The following is an 18391-nucleotide window of genomic DNA, read 5'->3' on the forward strand; positions in this document are numbered from 1 at the left end:
TACACTAGATAATGCTGGACAGGTACAATGAACTGTCATATGGTATAGCGGTAGGTTTATTGAAGCAGGGGATGTTTATTATGAAGGCGTTCGCAAGCGAAGAAAGGGGCATAACACGATGCTCGTAGAAGCATATCAATTGCCAAGTCCGGGAAAAAGAGAATGCGAGGATGCATACAGTACCACCCGGGAGACGGGGCTGTTTGGCGTGATGGACGGCGTCACGCCGGTATGCAAGTATCGGAGCAGCGACGGTCACAACGCTGCTTATTTGGCGGCACAGCATTTCAAAGCCTTCTTTGAGTCGGCTGGCGGATCAACCGATTCAACGCAGGATTTAAAGGAGCTGGTCATAGCTGCGAATGCAGGATTATGGAATCGGATGCTCGAAGCCGGCGTAAATATGACCCGCAGGTACGAATACTGGTCCACCTGCGTTGCTGCTGTCTGGATCAAGGGAGACGCGATCCAGTATGCCCAATTGGGCGATTCTATGATTGTTGCTGAATACAAGGATGGGCGAATAGAGGCGCTGACCCATGATTCCGTGGAGGGCATTGGGGAGAGAGCGGCGCGCTATCGCCAGGAGCTTCGCGATCAGCAGGTCGAGATGCCTGAAGAGGAGGAGTTCCTTCGGGATCCGCTGCTTACCCAATTCGTGCGAAGCATGACGAACACGCCCCAAGGCTATTCGGTGGCGAACGGGATGAGGGAGGCAGCCGATTATATCCAATTCGGTGAGGTTAGCCGATCAGAAATTCAAGGCTTGCTGCTGCATTCGGACGGCTTATACCGACCGGGCATAAAGTCGGAGCAGGTGTATCAACAGGTGAAAGAGCAGGGGCTGCAAGCTTACATCGATCACTTGTTTGAGGAGGAACGTCAGGAAGGCCGTTATCAGGATGATAAGACGGGGCTTCTTCTGCGTTTCTAAGGTTATGGGTTATGGAGATTCTCTACGGAAAGAGGCTCTTCTGCAAGCGTTTATGCTGCTTGCGGAGGAGCCTCTTTGTCTATCTTAATGAGGTTAATCGTTGCTTGTAGGGGATGGCATTGATAATGAAGCGTTTAATGAGAAGCTGCGTAGCCTTCCGACTCTGCAGCCGGGTCCAGCTTCTCCTTGCTCATCAAGAATGCCGCAGCCAATGCTAACCCCGCAGGGATAAGACCCCAGGCAAACGTGACGACGATAGAGGACGAGAGTCCTTCCGAAATGGTACCGAGCGCTTTCCCGGGAATTTGGGAGCGGGCCGCGGGATCCATCAGCATATGCGCATTGCTGAAATCTACACCCTGCGGCATGGCGGCTTGATCGCTGCCGGAGAAGGCGTCCTTCAAATTCCGCGCCAGGGAATGGCTCTGGATGATGCCGAATATGGTAATGCCCAGCGTCATGCCGAAGGAACGGAGGAAGGTTAGTGTAGAGCTTGCCGCTCCCCGCTGCGTAATCGGAAATCCATGGATGGCTGCGTTGCTGAGCACCGAGAAGGATGCACCGATTCCAAGGCCGATCATAATCATGTATATCGTGAGCAGTAAGCGCGATGAATCTGGTGATAAAGTGGTCAGAAGCGCAAGTCCTGCCAGAAGAAGGAGCAGCGGCGGGATCATGATCGTCCGGTACGGCAGCTTATTCATCAAGGCGCCGCCGCCGGTTGCCGTGACGACGGTGCCCAGCATCATCGGCAGCAGTACGAGCCCTGAATTAGTCGCGGTGCCGCCCAATACGCCCTGAATGAAGATTGGAATATAGACCGAAGCCGTAATGAACGCCGCGCCGCTTAACATCGCCAGTGCATTGCTTGTTGCGAAGAGACGTCTGCGGAACATGCTGAATTCGATAATAGGTTCTTCGGCATGCTTTTCGACGAATAGAAACAGCGCGGTGAATAGAACGAATCCTGCAAAAAGGCTCAAAATTTGTACAGAACCCCACTCATACTGCTTGCCGCCCAGCTCCATCGCGAAGATGAAACAGACGATCGCGCAAACGAGCGAGCCGGCTCCCCACCAATCGATCCGCTGCTTCGAATGCTCAAGGGATTCCTTATAGAAGAACATAATCATCAGGAGAGACAACAGTCCAATCGGCAAGTTAATGTAGAAGATCCACTGCCAAGCGATGTGGTCGGTTATGTAGGCGCCGAGCAGCGGACCGAATATACTCGACATGCCGAACACGGCTCCGAACAACCCTCCGAGCTTTCCCTTCTTCTCCGGTGGAACGGCATCAAACATGATGGTGAACGTAATCGGCATTAATGCGCCTGCACCGATCCCTTGGATGGCGCGGTAGATGCTCAGCTGAATGATGGATTCCGCCGTCCCGCATAGAACGGAGCCAAGCATGAACACGATGATCCCAAAGATGAAGAATCGTTTGCGTCCGTACATATCCGACAATTTGCCGAAGATCGGCATTCCCGCCATTTCCGCTACCATGTAGGCGGAGGTTACCCAGATAAATTTGTCGAGTCCGCCCAGCTCGCCGATGATCGTTCCCATCGCGGTTGCCATGATCGTGTTGTCCATCGAGGCCATCAGAATGGCAAGCAGAAGTCCGGCGATTACGACTCCGATTTTGTTTTGTGGTGTGGTCATGAATGTATATCCTCTCTCTATTCGAATTCAGAAGATCATAGGAATCTTCTTTATAGGTTTTATTATAAAAGGCTATCTCTGACAGCAGTGTGTCAGTGTTCCGGGCATTGTTTCTATTTTTTTGGCTCCTGGATCGATTTGGAGGGGTTCGTTTACATGATCTCAATGTCACGCTGACATTCGCGTAATATTGCATGCTTATATTGAATATGAATAGAAAAGCGCACAAATGAACATTATTTCGTGAAATTATGTTCATTTATGCACATATATTCGCCGCCAGCTGGAATGAAACTGAATTGGCAGCCTAAGAGAAGCAGGAAGGAACGATTGCATGACTGATCTGTTAGCGAATATTAAACAGCTGGCTGCCGGACTCGATGAGAGGACCCGCAAGCGAGTGGAGCTGGATCTCATCCGGATTGAATCCGGCGCCTTGGAGGAAGTTGCTCCTTATCTGGCAAGCAAGTCATACCATAGAGCGGTAGTTGCGGCCGATGCGAACACCTACGAAGCAGCTGGAAAAATACTGGAGGCATATTTATCGGCAGCCGGGATCTCCGTTCATGTAACGATCATAAAGCCCAATGGCTTGGGTGACGTCTTGGCCGACGAGGCCTCTCTGATTCAACTGCTTCTGGATATCCAGCAAGCAGATGCGGAGCTTGTAATCGCCGTGGGTGGAGGCACCCTGCACGATATTGTCCGGTATGCAGCCTATACATCCCGGATCCCGTTCCTATCCGTGCCAACGGCTCCGTCTGTCGATGGATTCAATTCGAAGGGGGCTCCAATCCTCGTTCGGGGGGAGAAGATCACCATAGCGGCGATCGGTCCGGACGCGATCTTTGCCGATGTCGACATTCTGATGAAGGCTCCACCAGCCTTGGTAGCCGCCGGATTCGGCGACATGCTCGGCAAGTATACATCGCTGTTTGATTGGAAGTTTGGTTCCATGACGGCCGATGAGCCTTATATGCAGGCCGCTGCAGACATAACGAGATCCGCCCTCATGCGTTGCGTGCAGCAGGTCGATCGTATTGCTGCACGGCAAGAGGACGGCATACGCACATTGACTGTCGCATTAATCGAATCGGGTCTGGCGATGCTGCTGTTCGGACAATCGCATCCGGCTTCAGGTGCGGAGCATCATTTGTCCCATTATTGGGAAATGGACTATATCCGGCGCGGCAAGCGGCAGCTGCTGCACGGCGCTAAGGTCGGCGTGGCTTGTATGGAAATCAGCAAGCTGTATCATCGGATTGCCGTTGAAGGCTTGGAGGAGACCAGATTGACGATGGGAGCGGCGCATCATGAGCAGGCTTCCCGGATCGCTGCGAACTGGCAGGATATTCAACACGAAATACGCCGGATTCCGGAAGAAGCCGCCCTGCGGGAGCTGCTCAGACAAGTCGGCGGACCTCTCTCCGTGGAGGAGCTCGGTGTAGATCAGGATCTGCTTAGGCGCAGCTTACAGGAAGCGCATCGTGTCCGGCCTAATCGGTATACCCTGCTAAGGGCGAACGATGAATGGAATGATCGCATGTAAGCGGATGAATGCAAGAGTGGAGTGGAGAGGATCTGGATGTTAGCGGCCGAACGAAAGATGCGCATTGTTGATTATGTGAGACAGCACCGGACAGCAACGGTCAGCACGTTGGCAAGGGAGTTCAACGTTCATGAAGCGACTATTCGGCGGGATCTGATGGATATTGAACAGGAAGGGACGTTGAAGCGGACGCATGGCGGGGTCATTGTGGAGCAGTGGACCCATGACGAGCCTTCGTTCAACGAACGGTCGTCCCAGAACGTGGATCAGAAGATGAGAATCGGCAGGATGGCCGCCAGCCTCGTCGAGGACGGGGATCACATCATTATCGATTCCGGAACGACGACCCTGCACATTGCCAAAAATTTGGTACATCGTTCCAACATCACGGTCGTGACGAATGATATCAACGTGGCGGCCGAGCTGCGGGATGCGCCGCGGATTAAAGTCATTCTGACCGGAGGAGAGCTGTATCCGAACAGCTATATGCTCAATGGGATGTTTACGGATTACGTGCTCCGGTCGCTGCATGCGTTGAAAGCGTTCATCGGCACGCCGGCGCTGCATCCGCAGCACGGCCTGATGCACCCGGAGGCCGCGCTCGTTCCGGCTAAGCAGGGGATGATCCGAGCAGCCCGGGAAATTATCGTTGTTACGGACGATAGCAAGATCGGCAAGCTGTCCCTTCATACAGTAGCGCCAAACAGCGCCATTCATACCCTTATTACGGGAAAAGAAGCCGCGGGGCCGGATCTTCAAATGCTGCGGGACAGCGGCATGACGATACACACGGTTTGAGTCCCAGCAAGATTCAAATCGTTATGCAGTTGAAATAGCGAGGAGGTTTGTTCGTGGCGTCCATTGCATTCGAGCGCGTTACGAAGACGTTCGAGAAGAACGTTGTCATTAAGGATTTGGATTTGAAGATCGAGGATGGAAAATTCACCGTACTGGTTGGTCCTTCCGGCTGCGGGAAGACGACTCTGCTTCGCATGATTGCGGGCATCGACCCGCAAACCTCGGGCAAAGTACTGATCGGCGGCAGGGATGTCACCCGTATTGCACCCGGACAGAGGGGCGTAGCCATGGTATTTCAGAACTATGCCATCTATCCGACGATGTCGGTGCGGGACAATATTGAATTCGGTCTGAAGAACAACAAGGTGGGCAAGGCGGAGCGAAATCAACTTGTGGAAACGATCAGCTCAACGGTCGGTCTCTACGACTATTTGGACCGCAAGCCGTCCACGTTATCCGGCGGACAGCGCCAGCGTGTCGCCTTGGCACGGGCGATGGTGAAGAAACCCGCGGTATTTCTTATGGACGAGCCTCTCTCCAACTTGGATGCCAAGCTGCGTGCGCAGATGCGCATCGAGCTCATCGAGCTGCATAAGAAGCTCGGTACCACCTTTGTCTATGTCACGCATGATCAAGTCGAAGCGATGTCGATGGCGGACACGATTGTCTTGATGAATCAAGGCGTCATCCAGCAAGAAGCGGCGCCGGATGTCATGTACCGGAAGCCGAGCAACCTGTTCGCGGCGCAGTTCATAGGCGTTCCGCCGATGAATGTCGGCGAGCTGGGCGTTGAAGGCGTTCGTTTCGGATTTCGTCCGGAGAGCGCGGTATTGGCCGATGAGGCGGGCGATGAGCATTTTTCCATCAGCGGCAGAATTGCTACAAGAGAAATGCTCGGTTCGGAGACGCTCTATCAAGTACGGGGGGCGAATCACGCGTTCATGATCAAATGCACCGAGGATCTTTTCACGGTCGATCAAGAGGTTCACGTCGGCGTTGCCGCCAAACAGATGTATTTCTTCGGGGCGGATGGCAAGCGCATAGATGAAGACCATCACCGGTATCGCGACTACATGGAGGCGCTGAGAGGGAAGCGGAATGGATAAACAGAGCAGATGGGCCCAGCTCCGTCCCTATATGATGATTGCGCCAGCGATGGCAGGTATTCTCGCTTTTGTTATCTATCCCATTCTCTACCTAATTTATCTCAGCTTCTTCAAGTACAACCTGATGAACAAGGACAAGAGCAAATTTATCGGACTGGATAATTTCACGCAGATCTTCACTCGGGCGGACTTTTACAAAGCGCTCTCGAACACGATGATCTACACCGCCAGTGTCGTCCTGCTGACGATGTTCATCTCGCTGCTCATTGCCGTCTGGCTGAATAAGAAAAGTAAGATCAATGTCATCGTACAAGCCGGTATATTCACGCCTCATATTATATCGATCGTATCGATTTCACTCGTCTGGCTCTGGTTGATGGAACCGAACCTCGGCTTCCTTAATTATGTGCTCAAGACGCTTGGCCTGCCGCCTTCGCAGTGGCTGCAGAGCTCCAAGACGGCGCTGTTATCCGTCATTATTGTCTCGGTGTGGCAGGGTATCGGCTATTACGTCTTAATTATCGTTGCCGCGCTGCAGAGCATATCGCCATCGATCTATGAGGCGGCTGCACTGGATAACGCCAGCAAGTGGAAAGTGTTCTACAAGATAACGCTGCCGATCATCTCGCCGCAATTATTCTTTATTCTGGTCATCATGACGATCGGCTCCTTCAAAGTATTCGATACCGTTCAAGTGATGACGGGGGGCGGCCCTAATAACGCCACGAACACGATCGTTTATTACATCTACGGCTTTCGAACGACGAACATCGGTTACTCGGCTGCGACCGGCGTTGTGCTGATGGCGATTATCGGACTGCTGACCTTCGTCTACTTCCGGCTGCTCTCGAAGAAGGTCCATTATCAATGAGGCGGCTAATAAGACCACAGAAGAAGGGGATTCGACTTGAAAACATTTGAATTCAAATATGTAAGGTTTGCGGTGGGCCTTGTGCTCAAGGCGGCCATGCTGATGGTTTTCATCTTCCCGTTCTTATGGATGATTTCGACCTCGCTGCAGACCTTCCGGGAGACGCTCTCTTTCCCGCCGACATGGATTCCAGCCGTGCCGCAGTGGAGGAACTTTATAGAAGCAATGAGCGCAGGCCCATTCCTCACCTATGCCAAAAACTCCGTCATCGTGACGACCTCGATCATTGTCATTCAGATGCTCGTGATGATACCGGCGGCTTACGCTTTTGCGAAATATAAGTTTATCGGGAAAAATGTGCTGTTCGGCATGATCCTGCTGGCCTTCATGATTCCCGGTCAGGTCACCTTCATTCCCGTCTATATGATGATGGCCGATTGGGGCTTGATCAAGACGTTAATGCCGCAAATTATTCCGTTCATGTCCAATGCCTTCGGCATCTTCCTGCTGCGTCAATATTTCATGCAAATCCCGGAGGAGATCGTTGAGGCGGCCCGGCTCGATAATGCCAGCGAGTTCAAGATCATGTGGAACATTATGATCCCCATGGCGAAGCCTGCGCTCGCTACGGTCGCGCTGTTCAGCTTCGTCAGCCACTGGAATGATTATTTCTGGCCGTTAATTATGACGGACTCCGCATCGATTCGCCCGTTGACGCTCGGGATCGCGATGCTGCGGGAGACCGAGGGCATCAGCAACTGGCATATTATTATGGCCGGTAACGTGGTTCTGGTCGTTCCGATTCTAATCGTTTATCTGTTCTGCTCGAAGCAAATCGTCAAAGCATTCGTTTATTCAGGGATCAAATAACGGCTGAATTCCTGTCCAATAAACTTAATTAAAACAGTGGAGGGTACGTACACATGAAGAAGAACAAAGTAACGCTATTGCTGGTGCTGACGATGATCATCAGCCTGCTCGCGGGCTGTGCCGGGGCAAACAACGGATCGAACACGAATTCCGGTACTAATTCCGGATCGGCGAATACGCCGGAAGCTGACGAGCAGCCTGCGAAAGGCGGCAAGACGACCGTGCAGTTCTGGCACTCCTTGGGCGGCAAGAATGGCGAATATATGGATGCGCTGATCAAGACGTTCAATGAAACGCATTCCGATATCGAGGTTGTCGGTACATTCCAGGGGAATTACGATGAGACCGTAACCAAGCTGCAGCAGGCAGTTGCTGCCAATACCGCACCGGATGTCAGCATGCTGGAGCGGGCTTACGTGCAGATGTTTGCCGATTCGGAGGTTCTGGAGGATCTTACGCCGTTCCTGGAATCCTCCAGCTTGAGCGCCGATGACTTTACGGCCGGCTTGATGGGACACTCAACCTTCAATGACAAATTGGTCTCGCTGCCGCTCAACCGCTCGACGCCGATTCTGCATGTAAACAAGTCCATGCTGGATGAGAAGGGACTCGCTGTGCCTACGACTTGGGAAGAGATGAATCAGGTTGCCAATGCCCTGGTCATCCAAGAAAACGGCGAATTCAAGCGATATGGCTTCACGATGCCTTACGATACCTGGTATCCGATTGCGATGATTTCGCAAGCGGGCGGCAAGTTCTTCAACGACGATAATACCTCCATCGGCTTCGCGGATAATGGCGTAGGCGAGAAAGTATTTAACCAGCTGAAGAAGCTGCAGAGCACGGGCGCTCTCTACTACCCGCCAGCTCAGGACTCCGGCAACATCACGAACCAAATGTTTGTAGAAGGCAAAGTCGCCATGATGTATCAGTCGACCGGTTCAATCGGCGGGCTGACGGAAGCGGTCGATTTTGATTATGTCACAGCCTTCCTGCCTAAAGACGAGGTTTTCGCAAATCCTACCGGTGGAGCGAACGTAGCCATGATGTCCGGTTCCAAGAATAAGGAAGCCGCATGGGAGTTTATTCGCTGGATGGAGACCGATCCGCAAGGCGGCCTGCAGTTCATCCTGAAGTCGGGCTACCTGCCTTTCACGAACAAAATGGTGGAGTCGGCGGAGATCAAAGCCTTGTGGGAGAAGGAGCCGAATCGTAAGGTTGCCTATGACCAGCTGCAATATGCGGTAGATACGAATAAAGCCGTCGCTTGGCCGGAGGTTATGCATGAATTCTTCTCGGCGATCGAGGCGATCATGTATGACAGCAAGGACGTGAAGTCGACGCTCGATACATTTAAGAAAGAAGCGGACAGGATTCTGGCTCAATAAGTAGAAATTTAAAGTAGGTATGCAATTGAACTTGCGACGCCGCCCAGCTGGCGGCGCAATGCTTAAGGAGTGAATGAATGTGATCGAACGTATTCAAGATACGACTTCCATCGTTATAGCGGGACATCGGGGTTATAAATCCGCTTATCCGGAAAACACGCTGCTTGCTTTCAAGGAGGCGCTGGAGCTGGGCGTGGATATGCTCGAGTTTGACCTCCGGTTCTCTAAAGACCGTGTCATTATGGTAATCCATGATGAGACTGTGGATCGTACAACGAACGGTACCGGCCTCGTGAGTGATCATACACTCGCCGAGCTTAAGCAGCTGGATGCCGGAGGGTGGTTCGGCAAGCCTTTCGAAGGGCTGCGAATCCCAACCTTCGAAGAGCTCTGCGAGCTGCTGAAGTCTTATCCGGATGTGCTGCTGAACGTTGAAGTGAAGAGCAGCAAGCAGGCTAAGGAGATTGCGGATGCGGCCGTTGCGATGCTGAACGAATACGGCTTGCTGCCGCGCTGCGTATTCACCTGCTTCGATGCTGACATTATTGCTTACTTCCATGATACGCATCAGGTGAGAACACAGGGCTTTCCTGGAGAAGTAATGTCGAATTTCGTTCCTGGCGAGAATGGCACTTATTCTAAAATGTGGGCGGTAGCCTTCCATATGGCTGGCATGACGCCGAAATTAGTAGAGGATTTCCGCGGCCAGGGGCTGCAGGTATGGTGCTACTGTCCGGATAACGAGCAGCAGGTCCATCATGCGCTCGGATGCGGCGTCACGGTAATGACGTGTAACGATCCGGTCCCGGCGATGGAGTTGAGACGCCGGATTCAAGCACCGTGAATTAGTGAGTGATTGGTTGAGTGATCAGACCACAATGTGAGAATTCTCGCGTTGTGGTCTTTTATTATTGAGGGATGGGCATGTAATGCGACAGGCCTTCTCTATTGATCATGCGCCGGGTCCCGCCAGGGGATCCGGCTGCAGCTGTGGCGCCGGCGTAACAGCTCGCATTCCGCCGGCGCCACAGCCGCTGTAACGGCCTTTTCTACCGTATCAGCGGCCTGAGCCTGCCGCCGTGCCATCCCAGCAGCCACCGCCCTAGCCAGCATCCCAATGTCGCCTCACCGCAGCGCGTCACGAAGGTAGACTTTTACGCGGATCAGTGAAACGCATTCACATCGTCTCCGTATGCCCCCCCACCTCCAAAGTGTTCTTATTTCCACGGCACTAGCAAAACGACTGCTTCCCCCATTGTGCAAAAACACAAAACGTTAATTTCAACTTCATTTTTTAACCAAATTCAAATCGCAAATCGTATGTTATGATTTCTGACATAAGGAAATGACGAATCTAAACCAGAACAAAAAGGAGATAGCCCACATGATTATAGGGATTCCTAAAGAAATCAAGAACAATGAAAACCGGGTCGCCATAACGCCAGCCGGAGTTACGATATTGAACAACGCGGGCCACCGCGTACTCGTCGAGAAGGATGCCGGAATTGGCAGCGGATTCACCAATGAAGATTATCGTCTAACGGGCGCCGAGATTGTTGATCAAGCTTCTGAGCTGTGGCACGCCTCGGAGATGATCATGAAGGTTAAAGAGCCGCTTGCAAGTGAATACGGCTATTTTCGTCCAGGACTGATCTTGTTCACCTACCTGCACCTGGCAGCTGAGCCAGCCTTGGCAAAGGCGCTTCAAGATGACAAAGTCGTATCCATTGCCTATGAGACGATTGCGGTTAACCGCACGCTTCCGCTGCTGACGCCGATGAGTGAGGTGGCCGGCCGGATGTCCATTCAGATTGGCGCTCAATATCTTCAGAAATCGAATGGCGGCCAAGGGATCCTATTGGCAGGGGTGCCGGGCGTGAGCAGAGGGAAGGTAAGCATCATCGGCGGGGGCGTCGTAGGCACCAACGCGGCGAAGATGGCGATCGGACTGGGTGCTGAGGTCACGATAATCGATCTGTCCGCCGACAGATTGCGGCAGCTGGACGATATATTCGGCTCGCAAATTCAGACGCTGATCTCGAATCCGTTCAATATCGCCAAGGCCGTATCGGAAGCGGATTTGTTGATCGGAGCCGTATTGATTCCGGGCGCCAAGGCGCCAAGATTGGTTACGGAGGACATGGTCAAAACAATGAAGCCCGGATCGGTTATTGTGGATGTGGCGATCGACCAGGGGGGCATCGTCGAGACGATCGACAAGGTAACCACCCATGACAATCCGGTATTCGTCAAGCATGGGGTGCTCCATTATTCGGTTGCCAATATGCCAGGTGCGGTGCCGAGAACATCGACGATTGCGTTGACGAACGTAACGGTGCCGTATGCGCTGCAGATTGCGAATCAGGGCGTCGTTCAAGCCGTGACGAATAGTGGCGCATTACAAAGCGGCGTTAACACGGCTAACGGCAGCATCACATGCGCCGCTGTAGCTTCTGCTCTTGGCACAGCTTTCACGCCGTTCGACGAAGCCCTGGAGCAGCATACAGCGGCTAGCTAAGAAACCGAAGATACGGAAATTAACGAACAGGTAGCCGGTCTTCCAGTGGACGGCTGCCTGTTGTTTCCCGTATACATGCTCCAGAAGCGGATGAGGGGATGCTGGAATTGAACGACCGATTAGATATCGATTGCTGCCGGGATACATGGGCGGAGGTTTCGCTGCAAGCCATAGCGTATAATTCCTTGCAGTTCAAACAACGGCTAGGACCAAACACGAAGCTTATGGCGGTAGTCAAAGCAGATGGCTATGGCCATGGCGCAGTGGAAGCGGCTGCAATCCTGCTTAAGTCAGGGGCCGATTACTTGGCCGTTGCTTTTCTGGACGAAGCGCTGCAGCTTAGGGATGCCGGCGTTATAGCGCCTATCCTGGTGCTGGGCTGTACGCCAATACGTTCGATTAGACAAGCGATCATGAATGACATTGCGATGACTGTTTATAATCGTGAAGCTATTGACGAAACGATCGTCCAAGCTTCTGATTTGATGCTGACCGCAATCATTCATTTGAAGATCGATACCGGCATGTCGCGGCTAGGCGTCCGGACCCGGGAGGAAGCCTTGGCTCTAGCCAAGCCGGCACAGAGGCATCCTTATGTGTGGCTGGAAGGCGTATTCACACATTTTTCGAATGCAGATGAGGAGGACGAGTCGTATACCTTTCAGCAATTCGGGCGGTTCCGGTCGATTACGGATTATTTGGAGGAGCAGGGCATCCCGATTGCCTTGAAGCACTGCTGTAATAGTGCGGGGACGATGAGGTTTCCGCAGATGCACCTGGATATGGTAAGGGTCGGGATCGCGCTATATGGCTTGTATCCAAGTGAATATATGAAGAATCGGCACGGCGGGATTCGGCTTGTGCAGGCGATGAGCTTGAAGACAAGGATAACTTCACTAGAACGAATATCCGCTTCTCAGCCCGTAAGCCGCGCCTGCTGCAGCTATCGGCCGACTCCAGAAGCTGTTATCGCAACCTTGGACATCGGCTGGGCGGATGGATTATTCCTGTGGTTATCCAAGGTTGAAACGGTCGCAATTCACGGAATGAAGGTGCCGATTGCCGGCAAGATAGGCAGGGATCAAACGATAGTGAATGTAACCGCTGTTGTAACGGGTTGCGAGGCGGGTGACGAGGTTGTCGTCATCGGTGACGGGTTAGCGCCGTTGAATGTGAACATCGATGATATTGCAAGGCTTGCGGGCACGATAAATTATGAGGTCGTCTGCACGATCGGCAGCCGTGTGCCAAGGCGCTACCATTAAATGTTTCCCTGCCGTGATTTAGCCCTATGAAGCATAGTATACTAAGCTTAATACATACTACTCGTTGGGAGAAAAGACAGATGACAGGACCGGATACCTCTTTTGAACGTTCATTCGATAGCTTGGAATCGTTAGCGGATGCCTTGAGCGAAATGGTTCAATCCCAATTAACGATCGAAGATGCCAATCATAATGTCATCGCCTACAGCTCGCACCAATACGAGAGCGATCCGGCACGAATTGCGACCATTGTCGGCAGACGGGTGCCCGATACCGTCATCGCCGGATTACGGAAGAAAGGCGTCATGCATCTGCTCGAAACCTCATCGCAGGCGGTTCGGATTCCGGCTCTGATGGAGGTCGGCTTAGGGCCGCGGCTGGCGATCTGCATTAAGAATCAGGATATGATTCTTGGTTATATATGGGTCGTAGACTCCGGCAGCTTGAACGAAGACCATGCGGAGGCCTTACTGGCCAAGGCTGCGGAGGCAGCGAAGTTCTATCTGTTGAAGCAGCGCAGCCGCAAAACCAAGCTGGAAAAGACGCATGATGAATTCTTTTGGAAGTTGCTCACCGGTTATACGTCATCCGAATCGGTCATCAAACAGGATGCAGAGAAGCTGTCGATCGTGCTCCCTGACTCCTATTACGTGATTATATTCGCGTTCCATAAGCCGTTGAATGCCGAGACTCTGAACAAAATCCGTTCCATGATCGCGTCGCTCTCTCAAGTGCGCTTGTCTTTTCTCTCATCGGATGGCAATCAAGCCATCGGATTATTCTCGCTTACTTCCCCGCATGCCAGCAAGAAGCTCATTTCCGCCTTTATCGAATCCTTCACCAGAAAAATAGAAGAGAACTACGAGCTGATCGTCACGCTCGCGGGCTGCAGCGCGGCGTTCAAACGATACACAAGTGCGGTTATTGCCTATAAAGAGGTGAATGCCGTCTTAACGATCAAGAGGATGCTGCCCTACCATACCCGGAATATATGGCACTACGATGATCTCGGATTTCTCATGCATCTCCCCCTGATCATAGAGCACAAGAAGACGAATGATTATCCCAATCCTTACGTAGCGCTGCTCAGAGAACATGATCAGGAGCATAAGAGCGATTTTATAAGAACCATCTCGGTCTACTTGTCCTGCAATTGCAATCCCAAGCAATCCGCTTCCATGCTTCACATTCATGTGAACACATTAAACTACCGGCTGAATCGAATCTCGGAAATAACCGGCCATCATTTGAAAGATATGAATTATTTATTATCACTCTACTTGGACCTGCTCATCGAGGAGAATGATTTGATGAATCAGATTTTAGAGTGAGAACTCCCGACCTCCGCACAACTTGTTTAACTGCAACCAAATGAGTTACACTAATCTATACTTGTTCAAGTTGTAGAATGGTTTCAAGGAGATGATAGAGTGAAGATTGAAATTTGGTCTGATTACTTGTGCCCCTTCTGTTATATCGGGAAACGCAAGTTCGAGAATGCATTGGTGCAATTCCCGCACAAGGACAATGTGGAGGTTGTCTTCCGCAGCTTCGAGCTGGGGCCTGATGCGCCTAAAGATCCGGGACTCTCTATGGATCAGATACTGGCGTCCAAGTACGGGATGAGTCTCGAACAAGCTAAGGCGGCTAACGATAATGTAGCCTCGCAAGCGCAAACCGTGGGGCTCACCTACCACTTCGACACGATGATTCCCACCAATTCCTTTGACGCCCATCGCCTGACCCATTATGCGGCTGCGCAGGGGAAGGGTGCTGAAATGCAAGAGCGGTTATTCCAAGCCTATTTTACCGACTCGTCTCATATCGGCGACCGGGAAACCTTGGCTCAGTTAGCGGCCGAAATTGGGCTCGACCGGAATGAAGCGTCAGCGGTGTTAGCCAGTGATCAATATGCTCAGGATGTAAGAGCCGATGAACAAGAAGGCAGCCAGCTTGGCATTAAAGGTGTTCCGTTCTTCGTCATTAACCGCAAGTATGCGGTGTCTGGCGCTCAGCCGAGCGAGGTTTTTCTAGAAGCTCTGCAGAAGGCTTGGGGCGAAGAGCACAACTAAAGGGATAACGAGTACAATAACAACATGATGAGATTGGAGCGTTCACAATGACAAAACATATCGTCGGTATTTCGGGCAGCTTGCGTAAGGGTTCACATAACACCCTGCTGCTACAACAAGCCCAACAATTTCTACCCAAAGACTATCAATTCACGCTTGCCGATATATCGCAAATTCCACTCTATAATCAGGACGACGAGAGCAATCTGCCTGCTGCGGTAGAGCAGTTTGCGGCGCTCTGCCGTTCTGCAGACGGATTTCTGATCAGTACGCCGGAGTATAACGGACAAATCTCGGGCGTACTGAAAAACGCGCTCGATTGGGTATCCCGCCCCATCGTCCAAACTCCGCTGGCCTTAAAGCCGATTGCGATCATGGGATCGACGATGGGGATGGGCGGCACCGCCCGTGCTCAAATTAACTTGCGCAACTTGCTGTTTGCTCTTAATATGGACCCTGTCAACCGTCCGGAATTCCAGCTGTCCCAAGCTCATTTGAAATTCGACGAGTCAGGCGCATTCACGGATCCGAATGGCCTGAAGATTTTGCAGCAGCTGATCGAGAATCTTGCCGTTAAGGTCGGGCAGCGATAGAAGAATTAAACTACGACGCAAGAGGAAGGCGCAAGCCGCTTGTTCCTACTGTGTACGTAATCAGATTATGACAAGCTCAAGCGAGAAACGGTGATTGCCGTTCTCTGCTTGAGCTTTTTTTTGCATAGAAGCAACTATCCCAATCATTCGGTTCAAGATGATGTCGTAGCTTCTTCCCAGTGTCGATATTCCTTGCGGGCCAATGTAGGGGGGACATGGTAACGGGCTTTAAATTCTCGGCTAAAATGAAAGCTGTTGGAGAAGCCTGTTGTCTCCGCGATCTCCGCTACGGTTAGCGAGGTGGAACAAAGCTTAAGAAACGCTTGGTCCAATCGTACGGTCTTTATGTATTCCATCGGCGTTTGGCCGAACAGATTGCGGAACTGCATGAAGAGCGAGGAACGGGAGTAAGGGAATACCTTCAGCAGCTGATCGATATCCAAGGACTCCTGCAGGTGAAGATGGATATAGCTGAGCAGAGGCTGCAGCTCTTTCAGCAGAGCAACCCGGGAGGCGTATTTCTCCTTGGGGACGGAGGACTCGAGCAGAACGGCAAGCAGCCGATAGGCAAGCTCGTTCTTCTTCGCCCAATAGGCAATGGAGAGACCGTTCTCCTGCTCCTTAATGTCCAGCATCTGCTGAATGATATCGCCGTATATCCGGTCTGTTATCTCATCGGTCTGCGTGGGCAGATCGTATAAATCGAACAGATCGATCGTACCCATATAGGTAAAGCGGAAGTGGACGAAACGAAATTTCATAATGTCCGTTCCATCTTGAGCTCTGTGGATGATTTCCAGGGGAAGGTTGGCCGGTGCAATAAACACGCCCCCATTCGTTGCCCTCTGGCTTCCTTCGGGTGTATGTACGATGTAGGTGCCTTCGACGGCTTGAGCAATGATGCCGAAGGGAACGGTCTTCTTATGAATCCATTCATGCGGACTGTCTCCGCATCCCACGTCTAAGTGCTCCAGCCGTATCGGTACCGTTAGCAGATCGCCCCAGTTTTGCATGATTACACCCCCCGCCTATACTTTACCATGGACCCGTCCCAAACATCATCCTAAAAAATCGGCAGGGCCGCGATTGGACTCTCAGATATATATTCATACGTGCAATCATGTTCATTGCCCGGTAATTTTGGTACAAATTAGAGGAAGCCATTTCATGAGTGAAAGGGACGGTAATGTGGAATTGAATAACGTGAAGAAAATAGTGTTGATTGCCGGTGAACCGAGTCATGGACCTGGGGCGCATGAGTACGATAAGACGGTGCGCTTGCTCAAGGTATTGCTCGACCAATCGATTTATAGTGACCGGCTGCAGGTGCATGCGGTAAGCGGGGGATGGCCGGAGCGCGACGAGGTGCTGGAGGATGCCGATTTGCTGCTGTTTGTAACAGATGGCAGAGACGGTGAGCTCTATCGGGATGTTCCGTTCGTGGCCACCGAGCAGCGGATGTCTCTCATGAAGAGGCTGATGGACCGCGGATGCGGTCTGATCCTGCTGCATTTCTCCACCTTCTTCACCAGGGAGGAAGGGAAGTCCGTTCTGGAATGGGCAGGCGGATATTTCGAATGGGAGGATGAGCAGGGCGAGCGGAATTGGTATTCCAAAATCGATTTGGGCAGCCAGCTTGATCTGTCTTCCCGGGAGCATCCAGTTTGTACCGGAGTAGCGGACACGATTGCGCTCCAGGACGAGGTTTATTTTCATCTGAGGATGATCCCCGATGATCCTAGACGGACCCCGATCTGGACGATTCCGGAGCTGAAGGGTGATCATCCGGAGGCAAACCTTGTGGGATGGACGCTTGAACGGAAGAACGGTGGACGCTCCTTCGTGACGACCGCAGGGCATTCTTACTCGCTCTGGGAGGATGAAGGCTTCCGAAGGATTCACCTTCAAGCGCTGTTATGGGCGGCGGGCTTCGCGATTCCCGCAGGCGGGATCCACAGCCGATTCTATGCGGATGAGGTGGTTGACCAGGCATTCGCGGCAATGGGCAGCGATGGCCGGGCGGTTGTATCCGAGCATACGGTCAGGGCGCTGGTATTGGCCGGCAATGACGAGCATAAGTGGCATAATTGGGAGGAGACGACTCCGCTTATATTGGAAGCGCTTCACGAGAATCCCGGCATAACGGCGGCACTGACATTGGATGCGAATGCGCTTGGACAATGGGATTTGTCCGAATTCGACACCATCGTGCTGAATTATTGCAATTGGAAAGACCCCTTGGGCCTGAGCGAGCAGGCGAAGTCCGCATTGATCGCGCACATGGAGAGAGGCGGCGGCCTGGTCGTGCTGCACTTCTCCAATGGCGCCTTCCACTTCTCGCTGCCGGAAGCAGGCGGCTCCGATTGGCCGGAATACCGGAAGCTGGTCCCGCATGTATGGAACCATCATGGCGATAGCGCGCATGACCACTATGGTTCGTTTAAGGTGGAAATTACCGATCGCGAGCATCCGATTACGAGCGGATTGTCGGATTTCGACATCCAAGATGAGCTCTACTACCGGCAAGAGGCCAGTCATCTAGAAGGCGCAGAGAATAGTGAGGGCGTTCATGTGCTCTATGGGGCGGACTCCGTAAACACAGGGCAGCACGAACCTTTGGCGTGGACAACGAGATATCGCAGAGGGCGGGTGCTTCAGACGCTGCTTGGGCATGACCGGGCGGCTTATGAAGTCGAGGAAGTCAGGGAAATGCTGCGAAGAAGCGTGCTGTGGACGGCCAATAAACTATAGTAAAGGCGG

At 52.3% G+C, this 18391-nt stretch carries 17 protein-coding genes; 14 read left to right on the forward strand and 3 right to left on the reverse strand.

The features are described 5' to 3' along the window. Window positions 1-118: 118 nt before the first annotated feature. Entirely contained in the window at window positions 119-934 is an 816-nt protein-coding gene (locus NNL21_RS20120; protein ID WP_204819757.1) for a protein phosphatase 2C domain-containing protein, read from the forward strand. A 134-nt stretch (window positions 935-1068) separates the two neighbouring features. On the opposite strand, the gene NNL21_RS20125 is transcribed toward NNL21_RS20120, so the two are convergent. Next, the gene (locus NNL21_RS20125; RefSeq protein WP_204819758.1) at window positions 1069-2601 is read right to left on the reverse strand and encodes an MDR family MFS transporter; all 1533 of its coding nucleotides are present in this window, start codon (window positions 2599-2601) and stop codon (window positions 1069-1071) included. A gap of 334 nt (window positions 2602-2935) precedes the next feature. Here NNL21_RS20125 and NNL21_RS20130 point away from each other — a divergent pair, with 334 nt between their 5' ends. The 7 genes from NNL21_RS20130 to NNL21_RS20160 all read left to right on the forward strand — a co-directional run bounded on the left by NNL21_RS20130 (window position 2936) and on the right by NNL21_RS20160 (window position 10027). Continuing rightward, complete coding sequence (locus tag NNL21_RS20130; protein WP_204819759.1) at window positions 2936-4150, forward strand: sn-glycerol-1-phosphate dehydrogenase; 1215 nt, start codon at window positions 2936-2938, stop codon at window positions 4148-4150. Between the two features lie 36 nt (window positions 4151-4186). Beyond that, a complete protein-coding gene (locus tag NNL21_RS20135; RefSeq protein ID WP_204819760.1) occupies window positions 4187-4948 on the forward strand; it encodes a DeoR/GlpR family DNA-binding transcription regulator in 762 nt (253 codons plus the stop codon). Between the two features lie 53 nt (window positions 4949-5001). Further along, the gene (locus NNL21_RS20140) at window positions 5002-6054 is read left to right on the forward strand and encodes an ABC transporter ATP-binding protein (RefSeq protein WP_204819761.1); all 1053 of its coding nucleotides are present in this window, start codon (window positions 5002-5004) and stop codon (window positions 6052-6054) included. After that, window positions 6047-6925, forward strand: a complete 879-nt coding sequence (locus NNL21_RS20145) for a carbohydrate ABC transporter permease (RefSeq protein ID WP_204819762.1) — start codon at window positions 6047-6049, stop codon at window positions 6923-6925. Before NNL21_RS20140 ends, NNL21_RS20145 begins: the two co-directional genes overlap by 8 nt. A gap of 36 nt (window positions 6926-6961) precedes the next feature. After that, window positions 6962-7795: a carbohydrate ABC transporter permease gene (locus tag NNL21_RS20150; RefSeq protein WP_204819763.1), complete on the forward strand. Its 834-nt coding sequence runs from the start codon at window positions 6962-6964 to the stop codon at window positions 7793-7795. Window positions 7796-7848: 53 nt separating this feature from the next. Then, on the forward strand, window positions 7849-9183 hold the full coding sequence (locus NNL21_RS20155; RefSeq protein ID WP_204819764.1) for an ABC transporter substrate-binding protein: 1335 nt from the start codon (window positions 7849-7851) through the stop codon (window positions 9181-9183). 79 nt (window positions 9184-9262) lie between these two features. Further along, window positions 9263-10027, forward strand: a complete 765-nt coding sequence (locus tag NNL21_RS20160; protein ID WP_204819765.1) for a glycerophosphodiester phosphodiesterase family protein — start codon at window positions 9263-9265, stop codon at window positions 10025-10027. A gap of 101 nt (window positions 10028-10128) precedes the next feature. Here the strand turns inward: NNL21_RS20160 and NNL21_RS20165 are convergent, their stop codons facing one another. Next, complete coding sequence (locus NNL21_RS20165; protein WP_204819766.1) at window positions 10129-10269, reverse strand: hypothetical protein; 141 nt, start codon at window positions 10267-10269, stop codon at window positions 10129-10131. A 298-nt stretch (window positions 10270-10567) separates the two neighbouring features. On the opposite strand from NNL21_RS20165, the gene ald reads away from it, so the two are divergent. The 5 genes from ald to NNL21_RS20190 all read left to right on the forward strand — a co-directional run bounded on the left by ald (window position 10568) and on the right by NNL21_RS20190 (window position 15631). Next, window positions 10568-11701, forward strand: a complete 1134-nt coding sequence (gene ald, locus NNL21_RS20170) for an alanine dehydrogenase (RefSeq protein WP_204819767.1) — start codon at window positions 10568-10570, stop codon at window positions 11699-11701. Between the two features lie 107 nt (window positions 11702-11808). Continuing rightward, window positions 11809-12966: an alanine racemase gene (gene alr / locus NNL21_RS20175; protein ID WP_256555354.1), complete on the forward strand. Its 1158-nt coding sequence runs from the start codon at window positions 11809-11811 to the stop codon at window positions 12964-12966. A gap of 80 nt (window positions 12967-13046) precedes the next feature. Beyond that, window positions 13047-14297: a PucR family transcriptional regulator gene (locus tag NNL21_RS20180; RefSeq protein ID WP_204819769.1), complete on the forward strand. Its 1251-nt coding sequence runs from the start codon at window positions 13047-13049 to the stop codon at window positions 14295-14297. A gap of 99 nt (window positions 14298-14396) precedes the next feature. Then, window positions 14397-15038 carry a DsbA family oxidoreductase gene (locus NNL21_RS20185; protein WP_204819770.1) on the forward strand — a complete coding sequence of 214 codons (642 nt, stop codon included), beginning with the start codon at window positions 14397-14399 and terminating at the stop codon, window positions 15036-15038. A 47-nt stretch (window positions 15039-15085) separates the two neighbouring features. Continuing rightward, window positions 15086-15631 carry an NADPH-dependent FMN reductase gene (locus tag NNL21_RS20190; protein WP_204819771.1) on the forward strand — a complete coding sequence of 182 codons (546 nt, stop codon included), beginning with the start codon at window positions 15086-15088 and terminating at the stop codon, window positions 15629-15631. A gap of 152 nt (window positions 15632-15783) precedes the next feature. Here the strand turns inward: NNL21_RS20190 and NNL21_RS20195 are convergent, their stop codons facing one another. Further along, window positions 15784-16644, reverse strand: coding sequence for a helix-turn-helix domain-containing protein (locus NNL21_RS20195; RefSeq protein ID WP_204819772.1), 861 nt, complete (start codon window positions 16642-16644; stop codon window positions 15784-15786). 154 nt (window positions 16645-16798) lie between these two features. On the opposite strand from NNL21_RS20195, the gene NNL21_RS20200 reads away from it, so the two are divergent. Then, window positions 16799-18382, forward strand: a complete 1584-nt coding sequence (locus NNL21_RS20200) for a ThuA domain-containing protein (RefSeq protein ID WP_204819773.1) — start codon at window positions 16799-16801, stop codon at window positions 18380-18382. Window positions 18383-18391 lie beyond the last annotated feature (9 nt).

This window comes from Paenibacillus mendelii (assembly GCF_024498075.1).
Taxonomy (GTDB): Bacteria; Bacillota; Bacilli; order Paenibacillales; family Paenibacillaceae; genus Paenibacillus_Z; species Paenibacillus_Z mendelii.

Bases quoted from the DNA above. Each gene is read 5' to 3' on its own strand.
- NNL21_RS20120 (WP_204819757.1), top strand. From the start codon at position 119: ATGCTCGTAGAAGCATATCAATTGCCAAGTCCGGGAAAAAGAGAATGC.
- NNL21_RS20125 (WP_204819758.1), bottom strand. From the start codon at position 2,601: ATGACCACACCACAAAACAAAATCGGAGTCGTAATCGCCGGACTTCTG.
- NNL21_RS20130 (WP_204819759.1), top strand. From the start codon at position 2,936: ATGACTGATCTGTTAGCGAATATTAAACAGCTGGCTGCCGGACTCGAT.
- NNL21_RS20135 (WP_204819760.1), top strand. From the start codon at position 4,187: ATGTTAGCGGCCGAACGAAAGATGCGCATTGTTGATTATGTGAGACAG.
- NNL21_RS20145 (WP_204819762.1), top strand. From the start codon at position 6,047: ATGGATAAACAGAGCAGATGGGCCCAGCTCCGTCCCTATATGATGATT.
- NNL21_RS20155 (WP_204819764.1), top strand. From the start codon at position 7,849: ATGAAGAAGAACAAAGTAACGCTATTGCTGGTGCTGACGATGATCATC.
- NNL21_RS20165 (WP_204819766.1), bottom strand. From the start codon at position 10,269: ATGGCACGGCGGCAGGCTCAGGCCGCTGATACGGTAGAAAAGGCCGTT.
- ald (WP_204819767.1), top strand. From the start codon at position 10,568: ATGATTATAGGGATTCCTAAAGAAATCAAGAACAATGAAAACCGGGTC.
- NNL21_RS20180 (WP_204819769.1), top strand. From the start codon at position 13,047: ATGACAGGACCGGATACCTCTTTTGAACGTTCATTCGATAGCTTGGAA.
- NNL21_RS20190 (WP_204819771.1), top strand. From the start codon at position 15,086: ATGACAAAACATATCGTCGGTATTTCGGGCAGCTTGCGTAAGGGTTCA.
- NNL21_RS20195 (WP_204819772.1), bottom strand. From the start codon at position 16,644: ATGCAAAACTGGGGCGATCTGCTAACGGTACCGATACGGCTGGAGCAC.
- NNL21_RS20200 (WP_204819773.1), top strand. From the start codon at position 16,799: ATGAGTGAAAGGGACGGTAATGTGGAATTGAATAACGTGAAGAAAATA.